Source organism: Nocardia sp. CNS-044 (assembly GCF_059570515.1).
This window is the reverse complement of sequence record NZ_JCANSX010000008.1, coordinates 262,331-286,770: the sequence shown is the minus strand read 5'-3', so window position 1 is coordinate 286,770 and position 24,440 is coordinate 262,331. Positions and strand designations below refer to the sequence as shown.

Sequence of the window (24,440 nt, the reverse complement as noted above, 5' to 3'; positions counted from 1 at the left end):
GGTTTTCTCCAAATGGAGAAGTTTTTGAGTTTCTGGACGCCGGTACGATGAGCGCCATGACGACACCCGTGCGCGAGCCGCGGATGGCCCGGGGAGCCGCCCGCCGCGAGGCCCTGCTGGAGGCCGCGATCCGGCTACTGGCCCGCGAAGGCGCACGCGCCGTGACCCACCGGGCCGTGGCGGCGGAGGCGGGAACGACACACGGAATCGCCCGGTACTACTTCGGCACCCTCGACCAGTTGCTCGACGAAGCGTTGCGGCAATTGGCCGCCCGGCAAGTCGAGGAGGTGCGCACACTCTTCGAGCGGCTGCCGGATGTTGCTGTTCCGCAACGTATTACGCGTCTCACCGAGTACGTCACCGGCACTCTGGCCAGCGACCGCGAGTCCGGCATCGCTCGCTACGAGTTCTTCCTCGAAGTCGCGCGCCGCCCCCACCTGCGGGCCAGCCTCGACGAATGGGGAGCCACGCAACGAGCGGCCTTCGCCGCCGAACTCCGCGGCGCCGGATCACCGAACCCCGAAGCCGACGCCGCGGACCTGCTCACCCTCGTCAACGGCCTGGTCCTCGAGCAACTCGCGCTGCCCGTCGACGACTTCGAGACCACCCGCCTACACCCGGCCATCGCCCGGTTCTTCCCCGAACCGTCACAGCCGGATTCGAGTCCGGTCAGCCGGTGAGCGCGTCGAGCAGGATGCTGGGACGGGAGGAGTTTGTAAGTCGGTGATCCAGCGGAGGAGCCGACAAGAGAAGAAGGCGCTCAGCTATCTGCGAGACCGCTGTTGCGACCGCGAGATCATCACCGCCGCCAACTGGCACGTCCATCTCGAATCTGCTGAGCAAGCCGGGTTCGAATTGCGGGCGAGGAAATCGAAGTGGTCGGCGACCGGATGAAGGAAGCGGCCCGGCACTCCTCTTGACGCACTGTAATCGTTCGACAAGATGGTTCGGCTCGGATCACGCTCGGCGGATCGGCTGCCACGTCCGCGGCGGCTCGGAGGTGAGGAATGCGCCGACCAAGCGGTAAACCTCTGCGGGCTTCTCCACGACCAACAGGTGCGAAGCACCGGGCACGACAGCGAGCTCGGAGTTCGGGATCGCGCGGTAGAGCGCGATGGTGTGTTCGAGGCTCATCGCATCGTCGTCCGCGACGATGACGAGGGTGCGGCTCCCGATGACCGACAGGTCCTCCACCGTCAGATTCGGCTCCGCGCGCGCCATGCGCTGCAGCTTCTCGGCGATGACACGGAAGTGGGCTTCGCCGTCCGGCGAGACCTCGCCGTACCGGGCGGCGAGACGCTGCAGCGGCTCTTCGTCCGCGAAGCTGTCGAGCACGCCAGGTAGCAGGCCGTCGCGATGGAAATTTCCGCTGATCGACACCAGTTTTCCCACCAGATCGGGGCGCTGAATCGCCACCAGCAGTGCGACGATGGCGCCGTCGCTGTAGCCGACCAGGTGCGCGGATCCGCCGACGACTGTGTCCAGGAAGGCAATGGTGTCCTGCGCCATCAGCTCGTAGGAGATCGGGCCTTCGACATCCGGCGTTCGCCCATGGCCGCGCCGGTCCATCCGGTACACGTGGAAGTGCTCGGCCAGACCTACCACGGCCGGATCGAACGAGCGTGAGTCCACGAACCCGCCGTGCAGCAGCAGCACCGGCTCACCGGCACCGATCTCGTCGTACCAGGTCCGAATCGCACCGAGCTGAACGTAATTCGCCATCGCTGGATGATGCCTGAGTATCGGCGGATTCCATGGGTCGTCGTATCTGGGCCCGGCGGGGAGCCGCCCACGCGGCCGGTGTCGGGTCCGGTGACGCAGTCGATTTCGTCCACGCCTACGCCGTGGCGGTCGCGGCGGGCCGGTCCCGCCCCGACATCGCCGACGCCTGGCTCAACAGCCGATCTTCCTCACCCTTGCATGAGACGACATGTGACCGGCGTTACAGTAGTTGCCGAGCAAACACGAAGGAACCCGATTGAGCACAGCAGCGCACGCCAACCCCTGGGTCGCCGTTCGACCGGATGACGATGTCACACAGTTGGCGCGGAGGATATCGTCCGCGCACCACTCCTTTCTCGAAGGTGTCGACCGCCTGCCGACGCTGCGCCCCGACGGCGACTCGGTGCGCCCGGTGGTCCTCGATTCTTGGCGGCGCAGCCGCAGCAACGGCGTCAACCCGGACGGCTTCGGCGATGCGGTGGATCTCGACGGTCTGGAACTGCAGCGGTACCGGGCCGGACATCCGACGGCGCTGATCCGTCCGGTGGTCCGTAAATTGCTGGTCGAAGACGCCGCCGAGGCCGGACTGCTCGTCGCGATCAGCGATGCCCAGGGACGTTTGCTCTGGATCGAGGGCGATTCGAAGGCCAAGGACCGGGCCCTGGCGATGAACTTCGTCGAGGGCGCGGACTGGAGCGAGGACCGGGTCGGCACCAACGCGCCGGGCACCGCACTCGCCCTCGATCACCACGTGCAGATCTTCGGAGCCGAACACTTCAGCCGCGTGGTGCACGACTGGAGCTGCTCCGCCGCCCCCGTACACGATCCGCTCAGCGGCCGGATCATCGGCGCCATCGACATCACCGGCGGTCCACGAGTCGCCGCGATGGAGGCGTTGTCACTGATCCGGGCGACGGTGCTGGCCGCGGAGTCCGAGCTGCGACTACACCTGCTCAACTCGCCCGGACCACTCGATCCCACGACCCCGCGTCTACAGGTTCTCGGCTCGAACCGACCGACCCTGACCCGCGACGGCGAGCGAATCCGGCTGTCGCAGCGACATGCCGAGATCCTGCTGCTGCTGGCCGACCACCCGGAGGGCCTGAGCGCCGACCACCTCGCCATGCTGCTCGACGAATCCGAGCTGGATCCGGTGACGATACGGGCAGAGCTGTCCAGGGTTCGAAAAATGTTGGGCGCCAACGGCCTTGGCTCCCGCCCGTACCGACTGCTGATGGACCTCGACACCGATGTGGACGAGGTTCGCCGCGCGCTCGCCCGCGGCGATACGGCGGCGGCGTTGCGCGCCTATCCGGGTCCGATCCTGCCGCGTTCGCTCGCACCCGGCATCGATGAACTCCGCGCCGAGTTGCGCGGCCGCCTGCGCGCCGCACTGCTGAGGGCGGGCGACCGTCGGCTGCTCGCCCGCTGGACCAGTTCGGTCGACGGGCGCGAAGACATCGCGGCATGGACCGCGTACCTCGCCTCCCTCGACCGGCAGTCTTCGATGTATGCCCAGGTCGAAACGCAGCTGAGCCTTCTCGATCGGAAACTGGGCATCTGACCAGTTACTTGCAACTGTCGTGCAACATGAACGCTCCTAGTGTTCCGGATCACACCCGATGCAGAAATGTCAGCAGAACGAGGAGCATTCGATGACCGTCTTCGCCCGCCCCGGAACACCCGATGCAGCGATGTCGTTCCAGGCCCGATACGACAACTGGATCGGCGGCGAATGGGTGGCGCCCGTCAAGGGCCAGTACTTCGAAAATCCCACACCGATCACGGGTCAGCCGTTCTGCGAGGTCGCACGCGGCACCGCGGAGGACATCGAACTCGCCCTCGACGCCGCCCACGCCGCCGCGCCGGCCTGGGGCAAGACCTCGGTCGCCGAGCGAGCCGTCATCCTCAACAAGATCGCGGACCGCATGGAGGAGCACCTCGACGCGATCGCCCTCGCGGAGACCTGGGACAACGGCAAGCCGATCCGCGAGACACTGGCCGCCGACATCCCGCTCGCGATCGACCACTTCCGCTACTTCGCCGGCGCCATCCGCGCCCAGGAGGGCTCGCTGTCGGAGATCGATGCCGATACCGTCGCCTACCACTTCCATGAGCCGCTCGGCGTGGTCGGCCAGATCATTCCGTGGAACTTCCCGATTCTGATGGCCACCTGGAAGCTCGCGCCCGCCCTTGCCGCCGGCAATGCCGTCGTTCTCAAGCCCGCCGAACAGACCCCCGCTTCGATCCTGTTCCTGATCAGCCTCATCGGCGATCTGCTGCCGCCCGGTGTGGTCAATATCGTCAACGGCTTCGGCGTCGAGGCGGGCAAGCCGCTCGCGTCGAGCCCGCGGATCAGGAAGATCGCGTTCACCGGCGAGACCACCACCGGCCGCCTGATCATGCAGTACGCCTCCCAGAACCTGATTCCGGTCACCCTGGAACTCGGCGGCAAGAGCCCCAACATCTTCTTCTCCGATGTACTCGCCGCGAATGACGACTACCAGGACAAGGCGCTCGAAGGCTTCACCATGTTCGCGCTCAATCAGGGCGAGGTCTGCACCTGCCCGTCGCGCGCGCTCATCCAGGCCGATATCTACGACGACTTCCTGGCCGCGGCCGTGGTGCGCACCAAAGCCGTGCGGCAGGGCGACCCGCTCGATACCGAGACCATGATCGGCGCGCAGGCCAGCAACGACCAGCTCGAGAAGATCCTGTCCTACATCGAGATCGGCAAAGGTGAGGGCGCCACGCTGCTCACCGGTGGTGAGCGTGCCGACCTCGGCGGCGACCTGTCCGGCGGCTACTACGTGCAGCCGACGGTCTTCGCGGGGAACAACGCCATGCGGATCTTCCAGGAGGAGATCTTCGGACCCGTCGTCTCGGTGACCTCGTTCGCGGACTACGACGACGCCCTCGAGATCGCCAACGACACTCTCTACGGACTCGGCGCGGGCGTGTGGTCGCGCGACGGCGCGGTGGCCTACCGGGCCGGCCGTGACATTCAGGCCGGGCGGGTGTGGACCAACACCTACCACCAGTACCCCGCGCACGCCGCGTTCGGCGGCTACAAGCAGTCCGGGATCGGCCGCGAGAACCACCACATGATGCTCGACCACTACCAGCAGACGAAGAACCTGCTGGTCGGCTACGCGTCGAAGGCGCAAGGCTTCTTCTGATGGTCGACGCCACCCCGGCGCTCCCCCGGCGAGTGCGTGCTACCACGGCGGCGATGGATCTGCTCCGTCGCCTCCGTGGTCTGCACGGGCCGCTGATGCTGCACCAGTCCGGCGGCTGTTGTGACGGTTCGGCCCCGATGTGTTACCCCGCGAGCGAATTCGTGATCGGTGATCACGACGTGCTGCTCGGACTGCTCGACCTGCGGTTGCGGGTCGGCGAGCAACCCGCATCCGCTCCCGAGCCGGGAGATATCGCGCCGGTGTGGATCTCGGGTCCGCAGTTCGCCGCGTGGCAGCACACCCAGCTCGTACTCGACGTCGTGCCCGGACGCGGCTCCGGCTTCAGTCTGGAATCGCCTGAGGGGTGTCGATTCCTCAGTCGCGGAAGGGTTTTCGACGATGCCGAACTCACGGCGCTGGCCACGACCGAGGCCGTGACCGGCGAAGGCTGGGCGCGCGGCGAGCGTCCCGCCGCTTCCACCGAACCGCAGGTCGTCGCCGAGGCGGCCGATGCCTGCCCTGTCCCCGGTCGCGGGACATCTCAGAACTCTATGTGATTCATTCAGCTAGAAGGAGGTCGCGATGGCGATCCCCACCGACAAGTCCGCACACGAGGACTTCCACAACGAGGACAGTGCGTACCTCGCGAAGCGAACCCTGAAGTCGGGGTCCGCGGGGTGGCTACTCCTCGCCGGTCTCGGCGTCAGCTATGTGATCTCCGGTGACTACGCCGGGTGGAACAACGGCTTGGCGCAGGGTGGTTTCGGCGGATTGCTCATCGCCACCGTAGTGATCGCGGGAATGTACCTCGCGATGGTGCTTGGCATGGCCGAGATGTCCTCGGCGCTGCCCGCGGCGGGTGGCGGCTATACCTTCGCCCGGCGCGCACTCGGCCCCTGGGGCGGATTCGCGACCGGCGCGGCCGTTCTCATCGAGTACGCCATTGCCCCCGCCGCCATCGCGACGTTCATCGGCGCATACGTCGAATCGCTGAATCTGTTCGGCATCACCGACGGCTGGTGGGTCTATCTGGCCGTCTACGCGCTGTTCATCGGCATTCATCTCACCGGCGCCGGCGAAGCGCTCAAGGCGATGTTCGTCATCACCGTCATCGCGTTGGTCGGGTTGGTCGTCTTCGCTGTTTCGGCGTGGGATTCGTTCGACGCCGGAAAGCTGACCGATATCCCGGCCGACCCTGCGGCCGTGGGCAGTTCGTCGTTCCTGCCGTTCGGGTACTTCGGGATCTGGGCCGCGGTGCCGTTCGCGATCTGGTTCTTCCTTGCGGTGGAAGGTGTGCCGCTGGCCGCCGAAGAAGCGCGGGAACCGGAGAAGAACGTGCCCAAGGGGATCATCATCAGCATGCTGGTGCTGATCGTCACCGGCGCTGCGGTGCTGTTCCTGGGAACCGGTGCGCTCGGCGCCCAGGCGATTTCGACCTCCGGCAACCCGCTGGTCGAAGCGCTCGGTGATTCGAGCGCCGCCAAACTCGTCAACTACATCGGTCTGGCCGGATTGGTCGCGAGCTTCTTCTCGATCGTCTACGCCTACTCGCGGCAGACATTCGCCCTGTCTCGGGCCGGATACTTGCCGACGAGTCTGTCGGTCACCAACGCTCGCAAGGCGCCGATGCTCGCGCTGATCGTGCCGGGTGTCATCGGATTCGCACTCTCGCTGACCGGCGAGGGCGCGATGCTCCTGAATATGGCGGTCTTCGGCGCAGCCCTCAGCTACGTGCTCATGATGATCAGCCACATCGTGCTACGCGTCCGCGAGCCGCAGATGCCGAGGCCCTATCGCACTCCGGGCGGAATCCTCACCACGGCCTTCGCCCTCGTCATCGCCTGCGCCGCAGTCATCGCCACCTTCCTCGTCGACCGCACGGCCGCGACCTGGACCCTGGTCGCCTTCGCCGGGTTCATGGCGTACTTCGGCCTCTACAGCCGCCATCATCTGGTCGCCAACTCGCCCGACGAGGAATTCGCCGCCCTGGCCAAGGCGGAAGAGGAACTCGAATGACCGTCTACCACCAGCAGATCGGCGGCACCAACTACACCTTCGACGGCCTCGTCGAACTGATGGCCAAGGCGACGCCGCGGCGCGGTGGCGACGAACTGGCCGGATGCGCGGCGGCCTCCGACGCCGAGCGGGCGGCCGCGCAGTGGGCGCTCGCCGAAGTACCGCTCGAATGGTTCCTCCGGGAACTGCTGGTGCCCTACGAGGACGACGAGGTCACCCGTCTGATCATCGATTCGCACGATCGCGTAGCCTTCCAAGCCATCTCGCATCTCACCGTCGGTGGGCTGCGGGACTGGCTGATGGAAACGGCGGCGCGCGACGATGCCGCCGCACGGCTGCGTGCGGTGTCGCCCGGGCTGACACCGGAAATGGTGGCGGCGGTCAGCAAGATCATGCGCAATCAGGATCTCATCGCGGTCGCACGTGCCGCCGTGGTGACCGCTGGCTTCCGCACGACGATCGGGCTGCCCGGACGCTTGGGCACCCGGCTGCAACCCAACCACCCCACCGACGACCCCCGCGGTATCGCCGCGGCGACCCTCGACGGGCTGCTGCTCGGCTGCGGCGACGCGGTGATCGGCATCAACCCGGCCACCGACTCACCACAGGCCACCGCGGATCTGCTGCACCTACTGGACGAGATCCGGCTGCGCTTCGATATCCCCACCCAGTCCTGTGTGCTCTCCCACGTCACCACCACCATCGGACTGATCGAGGCGGGCGTTCCGGTGGACCTGGTGTTCCAATCCATCGCGGGCACCGAGGGCGCCAATGCCGGGTTCGGCGTGAATATCTCACTGCTACGCGAGGGCAACGAAGCGGGCCGATCACTCGGGCGCGGCACCGTCGGCACCAATGTGATGTACCTGGAAACCGGTCAAGGCTCGGCGCTCTCGGCGGGCGCGCACCTGGGCACCGGCGGCAAACTGGTCGATCAGCAAACCCTGGAAGCCCGCGCCTACGCGGTAGCCCGCGACCTGGACCCGCTACTGGTCAACACCGTCGTCGGCTTCATCGGCCCCGAATACCTCTACGACGGCAAACAGATCATCCGCGCGGGCCTCGAAGACCACTTCTGCGGCAAACTACTCGGCCTGCCCATGGGCGTGGACGTCTGCTACACCAACCACGCCGAAGCCGACCAAGACGATATGGACACCCTGCTCACCCTCCTCGGAGCGGCCGGAGCCGCGTTCGTCATCGCAGTCCCCGGCGCCGACGACGTCATGCTCGGCTACCAGAGCCTCAGCTTCCACGACGCCCTCTACGCCCGCCGCGTCCTCGGCCTGCGCGCCGCACCGGAATTCGAGACATGGCTGCAAGGACTTGGCATGGCCGACGCGGCGGGCCGGATCCTGCCGGTGGAGATCACCTCCTCCCCGCTGCGCGAATTGACGGGAGCTCTATGAGCATCGACCGGAGAGCTCGAGTGCCAGAGGACTTCTGGAACAGCCTGCGCTCGAGTACCCAATCCAGGATCGGCCTCGGCCGCGCAGGCGACGCACTGCCCACCACGAGTGTGCTCGAATTTCGCGCCGCCCACGCCGCGGCCCGCGACGCGGTACACCTGCCACTCGACGTGTCGGCCTTGGCGACTCGCGTCGAAGCGGTCGGTCTCGGCACCCCCGTGACCGTTCGCAGCCGGGCCACCAGCCGACCCGAATATTTGCGCCGCCCCGACCTCGGCCGGCTCCCCGCCGACCTGACCGCCGTCCCCCGGACCGGGGCCGATCTCGGCTTCGTACTCGGCGACGGACTCTCCCCCCGCGCCCTCATGGACCACGGCGCACCCCTACTGGCCGCCCTCGCGACGGAACTCGCCGACACGTATTCCATTGCGCCACCGGTAATCGCCACCCAAGCCCGGGTAGCGCTGGGCGATCACATCGCCGCCGCACTGGGCGTCCAGACCCTGATCGTCCTCATCGGCGAACGCCCCGGACTCTCGGTGGCCGACAGCCTCGGCATCTACCTCACCCACCTACCGAAACCGGGGCGCACCGACGCCGACCGCAACTGCATCTCCAATATCCATCCGCCCGAAGGCCTCGGCTACCAGCAAGCGGCGAAGGTGGCGTCCAGCTTGATCTCCGGCGCACGGCGGCTGGGCAGATCCGGCGTGGACCTCAAGGACACCTCTCGCACCGACGAGCTGGTCGCCCATGCGGCGCTGACGATTCCGGGGCCAACCGGATAGCGGGCTCCGAGCGCCGCATCCGCGCCGCCGGATTTCGCGCGACAAATCGCTGCGGGCATACGATTTCGGTGCGCCACCTGCCGCGGCTGCTCGCAGCGCATCCCACCGAATACCCGCGCTGACGATCACGCGGCGCCACGGTCTTCGGCAGTACGTCGGCGCAGGCTCGGCTGCTGGAGGTCTGGCGGTACATATGCCACATCGATCGGTCCGGTGTCGGTGCCGGGTGGCACGATTTCATCTATGCGGTCCAACAGGTCGTCGGCCAGGGGCGTGCCGGTTCCCGCGAGTAGGTCGTCCAACTGCTCGACAGTGCGCGGTCCGATGATCGCCGTGGTGACCGCAGGGTGGGCGATGACGAACGCGAGTGCGAGGTGAGTCAGCGGCAGTCCGCTCTGTTCAGCGAGGGGAATGAGCGCTTCGACAGCGTCGAGCTTTCGTTCGTCGCTCATGTGTTGTGGCACCCAGCGCATGAGGGCCGCCGATGCCCGCTCTCCGCCACTCTTGCGGTAGCGACCAGTGAGCAGTCCCATCGACAGCGGACTCCAGACCAAGGTCCCCAACCCATAGCGCTGACAGATCGGGAAGATCTCGCGCTCGGCACTTCGATCGAGAATCGAGTAGTGCGGCTGTTCGGTACGGAACTTGGCCAGGCCACGACGTTCCGAAACCCATTGGCCTTCAACGATGCCCGAGGCCGGGAGGTTGGAGTGTCCGATGGCCCGAACCTTGCCTGCGCGCAACAGATCGGTCAGCGCGCTCAGGGTTTCCTCGATGTCCGTGCCGGAGTCGGGATGGTGCATTTGGTAGAGGTCGATGTGGTCGACACCGAGCCGACGCAGCGACGCTTCGACGGCCGAGACGATCCACCGGCGGGAGTTGCCCCGATGGTTGGGTCCGGGGCCCATCGCACCGTTGAACTTGGTGGCGAGTACGACGTCGTCACGACGGCCGCGCAGTGCCTTCCCGACGATCTGTTCGGTCTCGCCGTCACCACCACCGTAGACGTCGGCAGTATCGATGACGTTGATGCCGCTGTCGAGGGCCCGATGGACGATGCGTGCGCACTCGTCATGGTCGGGGTTGCCGAATCGCCCGAACTTCATCGTGCCCAACGCATAGGGGCTCACCTGAATTCCGGTGCGGCCGAGGGGGCGAGTGCGCATGCGGTGTCTCCTGTGTGGTTGTTCGCGACCTGGACCTTCGGGGTGCGACCGGGTCTGGTCGCACCCCGAAGAGAGCGTTAGGCCGGGACGTATTCGGCTGCGACGTCGAGGATCCAGGTGACGCCGAAGCGATCACTGAGCATCCCGAAAGCGGGCGCCCATCGAGCTGGACCGAATGCCTCGATGATCGTCGCGCCTTCGGCGAGGCGTTCCCACAGTGCGCCGACCTCCTCGAGGGTTTCGCCGCGCACCGAGAGGAAGAACCGTTCCTCGGTGATGGTGGTGCCGTTTTCGCGGCGGGTGGTGGGCGCAGTTGGGGTCGCAGGCGTGTCCTGGCCGGGCACGTCGTAGGCCATGACTCGGAACCCGTTGTCGGCGACGACCTGGCCGAACACCACCTTGGTGGCGTCGGGTAGTTCGGTCGGCATCCCGAAGTCTCCGTAGGTGGCGAGGGTGAGCTGGCCCCCGAACACCGACTGGTAGAACTCCAGGGCCGCGCGGGCCTGACCGCGGAAGTTCAGGTGGGCAACAGCGTTGAGCGTCATGGTGATTGGTGTCCCTTCGAGTGAGTTTTTCGCCGCCGGCGGGCGACGAATTCCCACACTGTCACCGGTAGCGGACAGGGATTGTCCTCTACTCGTGGCAACCTGGAAAGCATGCCGATATCGACCTCGACGGCGACCTCTCGCCGCCTGCTCTCGCTGCTGTCTTTGCTGCAGGTCCGCAGGGACTGGCCAGGGGGTCTGCTCGCCGAGCGGCTCGACGTCAGTGGACGCACAGTGCGCCGCGACGTCGATCGCCTGCGCGAACTCGGCTATCCCATTCAGACGATCAAGGGCCCTGAGGGCGGCTACCGGCTGGAGGCGGGCAATGAGCTCCCGCCGCTGTTGTTCGACGACGAGCAGGCCGTCGCGCTCGCCGTGGCATTGCGGATCGCGGTGGGGACCGGGGCGGGAATCGAAGAGAACGCCGCGCGAGCCCTCGCGACCGTGCGACAGGTCCTGCCTTCCCGATTACGGCGGCGAGTCGATGCGCTCGAGATCGCCGCGGCCGGGGCCGACGTCCAAGTCGATACTCAGATCCTGGTGGATCTGAGTATCGCGATTCGTTCCGCGGAGGAAGTGCGGTTCGACTACCAGGGGGCGACCCCCTCCGACGCGGTCGATCCGCGCCCGCCCCGCCGGATACAGCCCCACCACCTCATAGTCCGGAACGGGCGCTGGTACCTGATCGGCTGGGACCCCGAGCGCGCCGACTGGCGGACCTACCGCGCGGACAGAATGACCCTCCGCATCCCCAACGGCCCACGCTTCTCACCCCGGCAACTCCCAGGCGGCGATGTCTCGGCCTTCCTCTCCGCCCGCTTCAAAGGCTCTGTTGGTGCCGACGTCTGGCCGTGCAACGGCGAGGTGATCCTCCATCTACCTGCCCCGCAAGTTGTTCGGTTCGCCGGCAATGCAGTCGTCGAGGCGCTCGACCAAGCTCGAACCAGACTGCTGATCGGTTCGTGGTCATGGGCGGCGCTCGCTGCGACGCTGGCGCGCTTCGATACCGAGATCGAGGTGGTGGCACCGCAATCGCTACGCGACGCCTTCGCCGATCTAGCCGGTCGCGCAAACCGGGCCGCGCAGGTGAGCGCATAACCTGCTTTGAGGACGCAACCTAGTGCATTCGGCAACCGAACCATTCCGCCGTGCACCGCCAGGACTGGCAGCGGCACCGCCATCGTCCTCTCGTCAGCGCCTGCCGGGAGCAGTCAGTCGGAGTCGCTGTCGGCGACGAGACTGCCGATGGTCGAGGCGATCGTTGCCAACGATTGATCGTCCCGGGTAGAGGCCGCGACGATGAACGCTGAGGTTCCCCCGCCTACCCGGAGAGCGAATTATCTGGTTGCGGCTGGAACCGGTTGATGGTAACCGGCTTCGAACTCTTCCGGCGATCGCCAACCCAGCCTCTTCTGGGTGCGCTGGGAGTTGGTACCAGGCATCGATATAGGCGAACAGGGCGTTCTCGGCCTCGTCGCGGGTGCGCCAGGTCCGCCGGTAGACCAGTTCAGTCTTCAGGGTGGAGAAGAAGTTCTCCATCCCCGCGTTGTCATAGCTGTCACCGACCGTCCCCATCTATCGGGCGATTACGTTGTCGGCCAACCGATTAGAGAACCGGAAGGCAGTGTAGGTCGAGCCCCTGTCGCTGTGGTGAATCAGCTGCCCGTCGCGGACATCGCGGCTCCAGATCGCGTATTCGAGGGCGCCGAGCACCAGATCGGTGTCGCCGCGGTCGGAGGTCTTCCACCCGACGATCCGATTGGAGAACGCGTCGCGCACCGCCGCCAGCCAGAAGGCACCCTGCCGCAAGGGATCCGGGTGGCATCGACAACCCACAGTCTGTTGGGTGCGTCCGCGGTGAAGTCCCGCTCGACACTTGCGGCGCAGGAACGCGCCCTGCAACCCGGCCCGTCGCATCAGCCGCTCCACGCGCTTGCGGCCCATCGTGATGCCTCGCCGGCGCAGCACCGCGTGCACCCGCACCGGTGGCCCCTTCAGCCTGGCAGGCGACAGGGCGCTACGCCTACCTGCAATTTGCACGGCTGGCAGTGGGATCTGGAATCTGGTCGATGCCCGACCTCCAAGGGACACGAGCTGCGCAGCCGCAAGCTCGTCCGGGTCGGCATCACTTCGACCACGGCGACCCGATGGGCTGCGGCCGACGGCACCTCACGTCGGCCAGAGCCGGGGCGGTCTACGGCTGCACTTCGCGGGTCAGCTCGGAGTCCCACGGACACCCCCTGCGACCACCCCGGCAACCACGGCCGACTACCGATGCCACCACCCGCGCCCCAACACCGCAGTCACCGTGAATCCACCCGACCAGCGCTCACCAGACAGCCTTGCCCAGCGAGCCATCGAAACCCTGGCAAGGAAGACTACGATGTCACGCCAGTGGAGTCCCTGAGCAGGTCAAGGGTGATGTCGATGATGAGATCTTCTTGCCCGCCGACCAGCCCGCGGCGTCCCACCTCGAGCAGGATCGTGCGCACGTCGATGCCGTAGCGCCGCGAAGCCGTTTCGGCATGGCGCAGAAAGGACGAGTAGACCCCGGCGTAACCGAGCGTGAGGGTTTCGCGGTCCACGCGCACCGGGCGATCCTGCAGCGGCCGCACCAGGTCGTCGGCGGCGTCTTGCAGGGCGAACAGATCGCAGTTGTGGTGCCAGTCGGATAGGTCGGCCACGGCGATGAAAGGTTCGATCGGGCAGTTGCCCGCACCCGCGCCGTGTCCGGCGAGCGAGGCGTCGACTCGGGTGACTCCTTCTTCGACCGCCGCCACGGAATTGGCCACCGACAGCGAAAGGTTCTCGTGCGCGTGGATGCCGATCTCGGTGCCCGGGTCGAGCGCATCGCGGTAGGCGCGGACCCGGTCGCGGACACCGTTCATGGTCAGCCGGCCACCGGAATCGGTGACGTAAACGCACTGTGCCCCATACGATTCCATCAGTTTCGCTTGTTCGGCGAGGTGAATCGGTTCGGCCATGTGCGACATCATCAGGAATCCGGAGACGTCCATGCCGAGTTCCCGTGCGGTGGCGATGTGCTGGGACGAGACATCGGCTTCAGTGCAGTGAGTGGCCACACGCACCGACCGGACGCCCAGCCGGTAGGCGTGTTTCAGTTCTGCGATGGTGCCGATGCCGGGCAGCAGCAGCGTGGTCAGCCGGGCGTTCGTGAGATTGTCGGCGGCGGCCTCGATCCATTCCCAGTCGGTGTTGCTCCCTGGGCCGTAGTTCAAGCTGCCTCCGGCAAGACCGTCGCCGTGGGCGACTTCGATGCCGTCGACACCCGCCGCGTCGAGCGCGGCCACGATCCTGCCGACGTCGTCGGGCGTGATGCGATGGCGCACCGCGTGCATGCCGTCGCGGAGTGTGACGTCTTGGATGAACAGCTGGTTCGTCATCGGAGCGCTTCCTGTCCTGCCGGTGCGGTGATCGTGTCGGCGATGGATTCGGCGTAGCGCACCGCCGCTGAGGTCATGATGTCGAGGTTGCCCGCGTAGGCCGGGAGATAGTGGGCGGCTCCTTCGATTTCGAGGAAGACCGTCACCTGATGGGTGGGCGCGGCCGCGGTGTCCGGGCCGAGCAGGGTACGCACCGGTTGATCCTGCGGGACGGCGCTGATCTGAACTCGTTGCTTGAGGCGGTAGCCGGGCACGTAGGTGGCCACCTGCGCGACCATCTGTTCCACCGATTCGCGAATCGCCTGGTGCGTGCCGGTATCGGGCGCTGCGATCAGGCATAGCACGGTATCGCGCATGATCAGCGGCGGGTCCGCGGGATTGAGGATGATGATGGCCTTGCCCCGTTGGGCGCCACCGACCGTTTCGATCGCGTGCGCGGTGGTCTCGGTGAATTCATCGATGTTCGCGCGGGTACCGGGCCCGGCGGATTTCGACGCAATGGAAGCGACGATCTCGGCGTAGGCGACCGGGGCGACCCGGGAGATCGCCGCGACGATCGGGATGGTGGCCTGCCCGCCGCAAGTGACCATGTTGACGTTGCGGGAGTCGCGATGTTCGTCCAGGTTCACCGCCGGCACCACGAACGGGCCCAGCGCGGCAGGTGTCAGGTCGATCAGGTAGTTACCCAGCGGTTCGAGCACCGCGGCGTGAGCGGCGTGGGCCTTGGCGGAGGTCGCGTCGAACACCACGTCGATCTCGTCGAAGTTCGGCAGCTTCAGCAGGCCCTCGACACCGTCGGCCGTGGTCGGGACACCGAGTCGTCGCGCGCGGGCGAGACCGTCGGAGTCGGGATCGATGCCGACCATCGCGCCCATCTTCAGGACGTTCGAGTGCCGGATCACCTTGATCATCAGGTCGGTGCCGATATTGCCTGACCCGATCACCGCGACTGCGATCTTGGCGGGGCTGTCGTTCATTGATTTCACTCCTGGACGAAGGACACGGTCACCGAGCCGAGATCGGTGATATCCGCGGTGACGGTTCCGGGCGCCTCGATCGCGGCCATCGGCCCGAGCGCTCCAGACAGAACTATCTGGCCCGCACGCAGGGGCTGACCGAAATCGCGAGTGGTACGTGCCAGCCACGCCAGCGCCAGCAATGGATCACCGAGGCAGGCGGCGCCGGTCCCCGTGGATACGCACTTGCCGTCGATCGACATCCACATCCGCGCCGAAACAATCTCGAACTCATCGAGTGTGCGGCGCTGAGTACCGAGCACGAACAAGCCGCTGGAGGCATTGTCGGCGACGGTGTCACCGAAGGCGATATCCCAGCCCGCGATGCGGCTGTCGACGACCTCGAGCGCGGCCACGGCGTAGTCGACCGCGCCGCGCACCTGCTCCTCATCGAGTGGTCCGTCGATCAGGTCCTCGGCCAGGACGAAAGCGATCTCGGCTTCCACCTTCGGTTGCAGCAGCCTGCTCAGCGGCACGGGAATGTCCTGCTCACAACGCATGTCATCGAACAACACACCGAAATCCGGCTGGTCGACACCGAGCTGCCGCTGTACCGCCGGGGACGTCAAGCCGATCTTGCGTCCTACGATCGTGGCGCCCGCCGCGAGGCGCTCGGCGGTCAACCGCTCCTGCACCGCGTAGGCGGCGGCCACATCGTCGGCCCCGATGAGATCCCGCACCGGAGCGCACGGGGTGCCGGAGCGCGCAGCGGCGTTCAGCAGGTTCGCCGCGGCGATCGTGGCGGAATCCGCGGCCACGGCGGGTCGGTCAAGACGGGAAGGTGTTGGCATCTGGGCTCTCGGATTCGTTCGAATGGGACTGGCAGTGGCACCCACTGTCGCCGCCGGGATATCCGGTCGGCCAGCATCGCGTTCCACTGAGTCGAACGCCGAGCGATAGAGTTGGCAGGAAGCCCGAATGGTTGGAGGTCGACGGTGTCATCAGCGGTGCCGGGTCGCGCAGTGGACGGTGCGACCGTCCTAGGCAAGATCATGGCGGTGCTCGAGTCGTTCTCGATCGACGACACCGCGCTGACGCTGGCGGAGATCGTGCGACGGACCGGCATTCCGAAGGGAACGATGCACCGTATCCTCGCCGACATGGTGGTGGTGCGGTTGCTGGACCGAACGCAGGCCGGCTACCGGCTCGGCGGATACCTGTTCGAACTGGGCATGCGCGCGTCGGTCGAGCGAAGTCTGCTCGAGGTGGCCATCCCCTTCCTGGAGGAGCTGAACGCGCGCATCCACGAAACCGTGCATCTGGGCGTCCTCGATGGCACGGACGTGGTCTACCTGACGAAGATCGGCGGACGACGCCAAGCGAGCGCTCCCTCGCGCATCGGCGGGCGTATGCCAGTGCACTGCACCGCCATCGGCAAGGTGTTGCTCGCGCACGCCGACCCGGCGCTGCGCGACCAGGTATTGGCAGGCCCGCTCAGTCGCTACACTCCGCGCACAACGATCCTGCCGGGCCCGTTGCGCAAGCAACTGGATCGCATCGCCGCCGAAGGCGTTGGATACGAATACGAGGAATCGGCTCCCGGCCTCGTATGCGTAGCCGCCCCCGTTCACGACACGGACGAGGTGGTCGCCGCGATCAGCGTCGCCGGCCCATCACACCGATTTGACCCCCACACCCATGCAGCCTCGGTCCGAGCAGCGGCCGACGGCATAGGACTCACGCTGACCCGGCGGTCCAGAATGTTGACAGCGCATCCCTTCTAGGTGGAACCAGAACCGGCCGGTCGCGATGTTCACCTAGTCAAGGATTCAGCAGGCTCTCGAGAGCCTACTGACACCAGCCGAAAGCGTCCTCGTGAGCCAGGCCAGGAAGTCGTTCGCGCCAGGCGTACTCGTCCGGAAATCCAATGTTTGACGCAACACTGGGATTGTCCTGGTGAACAAGGGATGTGATGCGCGATGGCCTCGAGCAGACCGCTGTCGGAGAAGAGAACCCCGCTGACCGAAGCTCAGGTCGAGGAGGTGTGGCGGCGGTGGCGATCCGGGCAGGCGATCAAAGTCCTAGCCCGGGAGATGCGCCGACATCCCCCCAACAGTGCGCGAACTCCTCAAACGGTGCGGAGGCGTCCGGCCCGTCCCGCGCCGCCGCAACGGCCGGCATCTGAGTCTGGCTGAACGCGAAGAGATCTCACGTGGATTGGCGGCCGGGGATTCGCTGCGCAGTATCGCCCGCAGCCTGGGACGAGCGCCCTCGACGATCTCCCGCGAGGTCGCCAAACGCGGCGGTCGCTTCGTCTACCGGGCCTTGCCGGCGGATCGAGCGGCGTGGGCGCGGGCAGTGCGACCGAAACCGACGAAACTGTCGCGCGATCCCCGGTTTGCGGCGCTAGTGGCCGAGAAACGGCCCAGGAGCTGCTGGAAACGACCGACTTGCCGATGGACCAGGTCGCTCGCCTCAGCAGACTCGCGACGATGGACTCGCTGCCCAACATCTTTCGCGACGGACCGGACTGACACCGAGTGCGTATCGCGCCGCGTTCACCCAGCGCCCGGATCGGACCTCCAGCGACGTCACTGCGCGGTAGCGGTGGCGGGGCGGGCTGGAACTGACCGACAGCCCCGCCAAGTGATCGGGTGCGTCGGACCGTCGGCGTTCGACGGGTCGACACCACCTCTTGACCATCAGTCATGAGATGCTCTTAACTGTTGTTCAAGACTTGTTTGCTGGAAAGGCCCGCCGATGACCGAACTCACCACCGAACCCACCACACCCGCCCTGCCGGCCCTCGACCCCGCCGCGCGCGCGACCTTGTTCACCGCGGCACGGACCGCGAACACCTTCACCGATACCCCCGTCACCGACGCGGAGCTGACGCAGATCTGGGAGCTCGCCCGGTGGGCGCCCACCGCGGCGAACACCCAGCCGTTGCGAGTGCTCTTCGTCGGCCAGGGTGCGGGCCGAACCCAGCTGGTCGAGCACATGGACGAGGGCAACAAGTCCAAGACGGCGGCCGCCCCTGCCGTCGCCGTTCTCGCGGTGGACACCCGCTTCCACGAACATGTGCCGACCTTGCTGCCCTTCAAGCCCGAACTGGCCGGGCTCTTCGAGGCCGACGCGGAGCTGCGCACCGCCACCGGCGCGTTCAATTCGGCCCTCCAGGCGGGCTACTTCGTCCTGGCCGTGCGCAGCGTCGGTCTCGCCGCGGGTCCGATGGGCGGATTCGACCGCGCCGGAGTGGATTCGGCATTCTTCGCCGACGGCCGCTGGCGATCGATCCTCGTCGTGAACATCGGACACCACGGCGAGAACGCGTGGCGCGAGCGGCTGCCTCGCTTGGCCCACACGGACGTCGTGCGTTGGGCGTGACGCCCGCTGTCGAGACTGCCGATTCCTTCTCGGGGAGAACACAATGACCGACCTGCGCCATCACTATGTCGAGGTCAATCGCATCCGACTGCACTACGTCGAGGCCGGCGAAGGCCCGGCCGTCATCCTGTGTCACGGGTTCCCGGAACTCTGGTACAGCTGGCGTCATCAGCTTCCCGCGCTCGCGCAGGCGGGCTACCGGGCCATCGCACTGGACATGCGCGGTCACGGCGAATCCGACGCACCGCCGAACATCGAGGACTACGACGTGTGCCGCACGGTCGGCGACGTCATCGGCCTGATGGACGAACTCGGCATCGGCAGAGCGGCTTTCGTCGGACACGACGCGGGCACGTCGACGGCCTACACCGCCGCCCTGATGCGGCCAGATCGAGTGCGCGGCGTGCTCGGGCTGTCGGTCCCCTATATTCCGCGGGGTCCGCTCAGCATTCTCGAATCCTTCGACGGCGCTGTCCCGCCCGGCTTCTACATGGTCTACTTCCAGGATCCAGGCCGGGCCGAACGGGATCTCGAACGCGACGTCGCCGAAAGTCTGCGGCGCATCGTCTACGCCAACTCCGGCGAGAATCCGAACACCCCCTTCCTCATGACCGTGCCGGAAGGCGGCACCCTGATCGACGGACTCCCCGCACCCGAGGGCGTAATCGGCTTCCTGTCCGACGCCGATCTCGACGTCTACGCGATCGCCTACTCCCGCAGCGGATTTCGCGGCGGCCTGAACGGCTACCGGGTGTTCCATCGCAACTGGGAACTCACCGCCCCGTGGAACGGCGCCGCACTGCCGGTGCCCTGCGGCTACGTCGGCGGCACCGCCGACACGGTATTGCACTTCCCGGGCTTTCGCGCCGCGGCGGAGGCGATGGGAACAGCGATCTTCCTGGACGGGGCCGGTCATTGGATTCAGGCGGAGCGATCGGACGAGGTCAACGCCGCGCTGTTGTCGTTCCTCGGGTCGCTCCCCAACTGACCGGCCGAGCGCGAAACCACCGTAAAGCTCCACCGAGGAGACATCATGCGTCTTTACACCACTGACCTGGGCATCGCCCGGGAGGACAGCCACGGTGTACTCACCGTGCTCGACCTCCCGTTCGCCGACGTGGGCGAACTTCTACGCGGACCGGGTCTCGAACTCGCCGCGACGGCGCCGCCGAGGCAGGTCGTGCCGCTGCGCCGAGCGAAACTCCATCCCGTTCTGCCTTGTCCCGGCAAAATTCTCGCCGTCGGCCTCAACTATCCCAGCCACGCCGAGGAGGCACTGGAGAAGTTCGCCGAGGCCGGGCGCCACGACGTGACGCTGCCGACGGAGCCCAATGTCCAAGTCACGGCCGGATCCGCGGCGGCCGCGCACGACGGGCCGATCGTTCTGCCCGCGGTGGCGCCCGGCTACGTCGACTACGAGGGCGAGGTCGGCGTGGTGATCGGTCAGCGTGCCACCGATATCGGGGCAGGCGAAGCGTGGCGTCATGTCGCCGGGCTGACCGTGATCAACGACATCACCGCCCGCGACATCCAGCGCCGCGCCTACGCGGGCGACCCCATCGCCTCGATCGCGATCGCCAAGAGCTTCGATACGTTCAAGCCCATCGGCCCCTGTCTCGTGACGACCGACGAGTTCACCGAGCCCCTCGACCTGCGCATCCGGACCTGGGTGAACGGTGAACTGCGCCAAGATGATCGGACGAGCAACTTTCTTCACCGCATCCCGGAGCTCGTCTCGTACCTGTCCCGTTATCAGACGCTCGACGCCGGTGACGTCATCGCCACCGGAAGCCCGCGCGGCGCGGGCCAGTTCACCGAGCGCTTCCTGCGGCACGGAGATGTCGTGGATGTGCAAGTCGAAGGCGTCGGGATACTCGGCAATCATGTCCTGACAGCTTGATCGCACCTCATAGGCGGCCCGCCCGGCGTTTGCCGCGGCGGGCCGCGCGTTAGGGCCCGAGAAACAATCGTTCACACGGCAGGCGTGGCAACAGCCGACAGTCGTCGATGGCGTTCTGGATCAATTCGATCGTGCACCAACGCTTCTTCCGCCAGTCACGAACCAAGCTGGGTATCGCCGCGCCATCAGCCCAATAGTCGAATGCGGTGTCGGCCAGCCAAATCCGCAGGTACACATCACTATCGGAGCGGAACCGCACTTCGGCGGTCATGGCCTGTCGCCTCGATCGAAGCACATCAGGGACTCCTTCACCTTCCGATCTTCTTCCGGAGTCGCGAACGGCCGCACGAACGCCTCTGACTCACCGGCTGTTGCGCCACTTCCACCGGCAACACCGGTGGAAGTGGCGCAACGCGGCCAGGTCGACTCCGGACGAGGCATTACGCCACACCAACCACCGGTTGTGCGGCGCGATAGGTGTCCAACAGCGCGGCTACTCGGGTGCGGTAGCGGTCGACATTCGCCAGCTTGATGGATTCGTATCCGCGAATCATGTCCGGCAGATCAGCGATTTCGACAGCCAGAGCGTGGTTGTCGGGTCGTAGATCCGCCAGCAGTTCCTCGACCAGCGCACGGTACTCGACGATCAGCGCGCGTTCCTGCCTGCGCACCTCGGCCATTCCGAACGGATCGAAGCGAGTGCCCCGGACCCGGCGCATGGCCGTCAGCAGCCGGTACACGGGCTGGAACCACGGACCGAGTTCGATCTTGTTCCGCATGCCGAGCGCCCGCAGGATCGGCGGGTGCAGGCGGTAGGACATGCGGGCGCCGGGCCCGAACTCCGCCTCGATGGCGGTGCGCAAGGCGGGGTCGACCGACAGCCGGGCGACCTCGTACTCGTCCTTGTAGGCCATGAGCTTGTAGAGGTATCTGGCGACCGACTCGGTGAGCGCGGTCGCACCGGGAATCCGCTCGTCCTCACGCTGCCGTACGTGCTCGACGAACCGGCTGTATTCCCTTGCGTACGAGAGGCTCTGGTAGCCGACGAGATCGGGGATACGGACGGTGACCAGCCGCGTCAACTCGGTCTCCGGACCGGATGCCACCCGAGCAATCAACTGCCGAACCGCCTGTGACAGTTCACGATTCGCGCGCTCGGCCGGTGACTTCTCCGCCACCGCGGCCTCGAAGGCCGCGGCGTCCGCGACGGACAGGCGGCCGTAACGGAACGCTTGAACGTTGGCCTCGACCTGCACGCCGTTGAGCGTGATGGCGTGCTCGACCTCCGCGGGCGACAGCGGCAACGAACCGGATTGCACTGCCGCGCCGACCAGCAGGAAGTTGGCGTACTGGTCCTCGCCGAGCAAGGCGTTCGCCGCGTGACGGGCGTCGAGGAAGATCGCCTCGCGCGTCGTCGAGCGCAAGGCGTCCCGGATGGGTCCGACGTCGGGGAACCCTACGGTGGTATCGATGACCATCTGACCCGTCGGAACTTCACTGGTGGAGATCACCGCCGTGGTCCGTTCGGCGCTCGCCGCCGCCAGGTACCGTTCGTCGGCGGCCACCAGGATGTCGCATCCGAGATACAGATCGCACTCCCCGGCCGCCGCCTTCCCAGCCTGGTCGGTCGGCTCGACGGAGATCTTGAGGTCCGAGACGACCGCTCCCCCCTTCTGCGCGAGACCGGTCTGGTCCAAGGTGCGGACATGGCGACCGGCCAGCGCCGCGGCGGTGCTGAGCACCTGCGCCAGCGTGACCACACCGGTCCCGCCCACGCCAGTGATGCGCGTGGTGTGGGTTCCGTCGAGCGCGAATACCGGCTCCGGGAGGGCGTCGGCGTCGAGCAGCGACGCCCGGGTACCGCTGGTGCGCTTTCCCGCGGGCGCCACGGTGATGAACGACGGGCAATCGCCCGACAGGCAGGAGAGGTCCTTGTTGCACGAGGACTGGTCGATGCGCGTCTTGCGCCCGAACTCGGTGGCGACCGGCTGGACCGACAGGCAGTTGGACTTCTCGCCGCAGTCCCCGCAGCCCTCACAGACCCGTTCGTTGATCACCACCCGCTGTGCGGGCTCCGGCGCGAGCCCGCGCTTGCGTTTGCGCCGTAGTTCGGTCGCGCATTCCTGGTCGTGAACGAGCAGCGTGACACCGCGCGTGCGCGCGAGGACCTCTTGGGCTTCGATCAGCCGGTCACGACGCCAGACTTCCACTCCGCGAGGGAGTTTCGTCTTGCGGTAGCTCCTGAGGTCGTCGGTGGTGACGATGATGCGGGCGACGCCTTCGGCGACCATCGCCTCGCAGATGGCAGGCACCGTCATCAGCCCGACGGCCTGCTGCCCGCCGGTCATGGCCACGGCCGAGTTGTAGAGCAGTTTGTAGGTGATGTCGACTCCCGCCGCGATCGCGGCCCGGATCGCCAGGCTGCCGGAGTGGTGGAAGGTACCGTCGCCGAGGTTCTGGATGAGGTGGTCGCGCTCCAGAAACGGCGCCATACCGATCCATTGGGCGCCTTCGCCGCCCATCTGCGTCATCCCGGCCACCTCGCCCACCTGTTTGGCGTCCATCAGCGTCACCATGGCGTGGCACCCGATTCCCGCGCCCACGGTGGCTCCCGCGGGGACCTTGGTCGAGACATTGTGCGGACAGCCCGAGCAGAAATACGGCGTCCGGGTGACGAGGGGCAGCGCGATCGGACCACGCCGGCGGCGTGACTTCCGCGACCAGTCGTCGACCGAGGGAAAACCGCCGAGTTCGGACAGCCGCGCGGCCACATGGGTCGCGACGATATCGGGGTCGAATTCGCCGTCGGCCGGGAACAACGCTGCGCCGCCGGGCGTCCGTTTGCCCGAGACAGCGGGCGCGTCGGGCCTGCCGTAGAGCAGACTCTTGACCGCCGACTCGATGAGTGCCCGTTTCTCCTCGACGACGATGATCTCGGACAGCCCCTCGGCGAACTCGTCGACCACGCCCGGCTCGAGCGGGTGGATCATGCCGAGCTGAAGCAGCCGCACGCCGCGCCGCGCCAGCTCGTCGTCGTCGAATCCCAAAGCGCGCAGGGCTTGCCGTAGATCCAGGAATGTCTTTCCCGCGGCGACGATGCCGACCCGGTCCGACGAACTGGAACGCGTGATGCGATTGAGCCCGTTCGCCGCGGCGTATCGGCGGGCGATCTCCAGGCGCGCGCCGTCCCGGCTCCGTTCCAGCGCGCCCAACGCCGGTTGCAGGACCTGGCCGGTCACCTCGTGCCGGTATTCGGCGCCGTCCACGGTCAGATCGGGAACGACCGGACGGACCCGCTCCGGGTCCACATCCACCGTTCCCGACCCGTCCGCGACGTTGGTCACCACCTTCATGGCCACCCACAACCCGCAGGCACGCGACATGGCGATCCCGTGCAGGCCGAAGTCCAGCGCCTCCTGGGGATCGGCCGGATAGAGCACCGGGAGCCCCAGGTCGGCCAGGAGCAGTTCGGAGGCTCCCGGCACGGACGACGACTTCGCCGCCGGATCGTCGCCGACCAGGGCGAGCACCCCGCCCTCGGAATGGGCGCCCATCAGATTGCCGTGCCGAACCGCGTCGGCCGCACGGTCCAGCCCGGGGGATTTCCCGTACCAGATCGCACTGACCCCGTCGACGCGCTTGTCGGATTGCCTTGCGGCGAGCTGCGTTCCCTGCACGGCTGTCGCCGCGAGCTCCTCGTTCACGCCCGGTCGGAACACGATGTCGTGCTGGTCGAGCAACACCGCATTGCGTTCGAGTTCGGTGTCGTATCCGGCGAGCGGTGAGCCCTCGTATCCGGAGATGAAACAGGCGGTGCGGCGTCCTGCTCGGTCGTCCGCCCGGCGCTGATCCAGGGGAATCCTGGCCAGGGCTTGGATTCCGGTGAGATGGACGCGCCCGTGTTGCACGGTATATCGGTCACGAGGTGACGCCACCGGCGCTGATTGATTCGTCACGACAGAGGATTT

The 24,440-nt window shown here is 66.8% G+C and carries 23 protein-coding genes; 13 read left to right on the top strand and 10 right to left on the bottom strand.

Annotated elements, in window-relative coordinates; translation table 11 throughout:
* Window positions 1-56: 56 nt before the first annotated feature.
* The gene (locus tag T333_RS20490; protein WP_496425499.1) at window positions 57-680 is read left to right on the top strand and encodes a TetR/AcrR family transcriptional regulator; all 624 of its coding nucleotides are present in this window, start codon (window positions 57-59) and stop codon (window positions 678-680) included.
* A gap of 277 nt (window positions 681-957) precedes the next feature.
* On the opposite strand, the gene T333_RS20485 is transcribed toward T333_RS20490, so the two are convergent.
* Window positions 958-1,722, bottom strand: a complete 765-nt coding sequence (locus T333_RS20485) for an alpha/beta fold hydrolase (protein ID WP_496425498.1) — start codon at window positions 1,720-1,722, stop codon at window positions 958-960.
* A gap of 256 nt (window positions 1,723-1,978) precedes the next feature.
* On the opposite strand from T333_RS20485, the gene T333_RS20480 reads away from it, so the two are divergent.
* The 6 genes from T333_RS20480 to eutC all read left to right on the top strand — a co-directional run bounded on the left by T333_RS20480 (window position 1,979) and on the right by eutC (window position 9,114).
* Window positions 1,979-3,286: a sigma-54-dependent transcriptional regulator family protein gene (locus T333_RS20480; protein ID WP_496425497.1), complete on the top strand. Its 1,308-nt coding sequence runs from the start codon at window positions 1,979-1,981 to the stop codon at window positions 3,284-3,286.
* Window positions 3,287-3,377: 91 nt separating this feature from the next.
* Window positions 3,378-4,901, top strand: coding sequence for an aldehyde dehydrogenase (gene adh / locus T333_RS20475; RefSeq protein ID WP_496425496.1), 1,524 nt, complete (start codon window positions 3,378-3,380; stop codon window positions 4,899-4,901).
* A 53-nt stretch (window positions 4,902-4,954) separates the two neighbouring features.
* A complete protein-coding gene (locus T333_RS20470; RefSeq protein ID WP_496425495.1) occupies window positions 4,955-5,458 on the top strand; it encodes a DUF779 domain-containing protein in 504 nt (167 codons plus the stop codon).
* Between the two features lie 25 nt (window positions 5,459-5,483).
* Window positions 5,484-6,917 carry an ethanolamine permease gene (gene eat / locus T333_RS20465; protein WP_355003071.1) on the top strand — a complete coding sequence of 478 codons (1,434 nt, stop codon included), beginning with the start codon at window positions 5,484-5,486 and terminating at the stop codon, window positions 6,915-6,917.
* A complete protein-coding gene (locus tag T333_RS20460; protein ID WP_496425494.1) occupies window positions 6,914-8,326 on the top strand; it encodes an ethanolamine ammonia-lyase subunit EutB in 1,413 nt (470 codons plus the stop codon). The genes eat and T333_RS20460 overlap by 4 nt, the downstream gene beginning before the upstream one ends.
* A complete protein-coding gene (eutC, locus tag T333_RS20455) occupies window positions 8,323-9,114 on the top strand; it encodes an ethanolamine ammonia-lyase subunit EutC (RefSeq protein ID WP_357256321.1) in 792 nt (263 codons plus the stop codon). The genes T333_RS20460 and eutC overlap by 4 nt, the downstream gene beginning before the upstream one ends.
* Window positions 9,115-9,239: 125 nt before the next feature.
* Here eutC and T333_RS20450 read toward each other — a convergent pair whose 3' ends face one another.
* Both T333_RS20450 and T333_RS20445 read right to left on the bottom strand, forming a co-directional pair.
* Window positions 9,240-10,280, bottom strand: coding sequence for an aldo/keto reductase (locus T333_RS20450; protein ID WP_357256320.1), 1,041 nt, complete (start codon window positions 10,278-10,280; stop codon window positions 9,240-9,242).
* Between the two features lie 77 nt (window positions 10,281-10,357).
* Entirely contained in the window at window positions 10,358-10,825 is a 468-nt protein-coding gene (locus tag T333_RS20445) for a VOC family protein (RefSeq protein ID WP_496425493.1), read from the bottom strand.
* 111 nt (window positions 10,826-10,936) lie between these two features.
* On the opposite strand from T333_RS20445, the gene T333_RS20440 reads away from it, so the two are divergent.
* Entirely contained in the window at window positions 10,937-11,923 is a 987-nt protein-coding gene (locus T333_RS20440; protein WP_496425492.1) for a helix-turn-helix transcriptional regulator, read from the top strand.
* Between the two features lie 93 nt (window positions 11,924-12,016).
* Here T333_RS20440 and T333_RS20435 read toward each other — a convergent pair whose 3' ends face one another.
* From T333_RS20435 to T333_RS20415, 5 genes are all read right to left on the bottom strand, one after another.
* Complete coding sequence (locus tag T333_RS20435; RefSeq protein ID WP_496425769.1) at window positions 12,017-12,364, bottom strand: IS3 family transposase; 348 nt, start codon at window positions 12,362-12,364, stop codon at window positions 12,017-12,019.
* 36 nt (window positions 12,365-12,400) lie between these two features.
* Entirely contained in the window at window positions 12,401-12,808 is a 408-nt protein-coding gene (locus tag T333_RS20430) for a transposase (RefSeq protein ID WP_496425491.1), read from the bottom strand.
* Between the two features lie 395 nt (window positions 12,809-13,203).
* Window positions 13,204-14,229, bottom strand: a complete 1,026-nt coding sequence (dmpG, locus tag T333_RS20425) for a 4-hydroxy-2-oxovalerate aldolase (protein ID WP_496425490.1) — start codon at window positions 14,227-14,229, stop codon at window positions 13,204-13,206.
* Window positions 14,226-15,206, bottom strand: a complete 981-nt coding sequence (locus tag T333_RS20420) for an acetaldehyde dehydrogenase (acetylating) (protein WP_496425489.1) — start codon at window positions 15,204-15,206, stop codon at window positions 14,226-14,228. Before T333_RS20420 ends, dmpG begins: the two co-directional genes overlap by 4 nt.
* Before the next feature lie 5 nt (window positions 15,207-15,211).
* Entirely contained in the window at window positions 15,212-16,036 is an 825-nt protein-coding gene (locus T333_RS20415) for a 2-keto-4-pentenoate hydratase (RefSeq protein WP_496425488.1), read from the bottom strand.
* Between the two features lie 201 nt (window positions 16,037-16,237).
* Here T333_RS20415 and T333_RS20410 point away from each other — a divergent pair, with 201 nt between their 5' ends.
* The 5 genes from T333_RS20410 to T333_RS20390 all read left to right on the top strand — a co-directional run bounded on the left by T333_RS20410 (window position 16,238) and on the right by T333_RS20390 (window position 20,472).
* Window positions 16,238-16,969 (top strand): IclR family transcriptional regulator, encoded by a 732-nt coding sequence (locus T333_RS20410; RefSeq protein WP_496425487.1) that lies wholly within the window; start codon window positions 16,238-16,240, stop codon window positions 16,967-16,969.
* Between the two features lie 331 nt (window positions 16,970-17,300).
* Complete coding sequence (locus T333_RS20405; protein WP_496425486.1) at window positions 17,301-17,897, top strand: transposase; 597 nt, start codon at window positions 17,301-17,303, stop codon at window positions 17,895-17,897.
* Between the two features lie 48 nt (window positions 17,898-17,945).
* Window positions 17,946-18,572: a malonic semialdehyde reductase gene (locus tag T333_RS20400; RefSeq protein WP_496425485.1), complete on the top strand. Its 627-nt coding sequence runs from the start codon at window positions 17,946-17,948 to the stop codon at window positions 18,570-18,572.
* A gap of 43 nt (window positions 18,573-18,615) precedes the next feature.
* The gene (locus T333_RS20395; RefSeq protein ID WP_496425484.1) at window positions 18,616-19,560 is read left to right on the top strand and encodes an alpha/beta fold hydrolase; all 945 of its coding nucleotides are present in this window, start codon (window positions 18,616-18,618) and stop codon (window positions 19,558-19,560) included.
* Window positions 19,561-19,605: 45 nt separating this feature from the next.
* A complete protein-coding gene (locus tag T333_RS20390) occupies window positions 19,606-20,472 on the top strand; it encodes a fumarylacetoacetate hydrolase family protein (protein WP_357256310.1) in 867 nt (288 codons plus the stop codon).
* A gap of 49 nt (window positions 20,473-20,521) precedes the next feature.
* Here the strand turns inward: T333_RS20390 and T333_RS20385 are convergent, their stop codons facing one another.
* Window positions 20,522-20,743, bottom strand: a complete 222-nt coding sequence (locus T333_RS20385; protein WP_496425483.1) for a hypothetical protein — start codon at window positions 20,741-20,743, stop codon at window positions 20,522-20,524.
* Between the two features lie 169 nt (window positions 20,744-20,912).
* Complete coding sequence (locus T333_RS20380) at window positions 20,913-24,428, bottom strand: indolepyruvate ferredoxin oxidoreductase family protein (RefSeq protein ID WP_496425768.1); 3,516 nt, start codon at window positions 24,426-24,428, stop codon at window positions 20,913-20,915.
* Window positions 24,429-24,440: the final 12 nt, after the last annotated feature.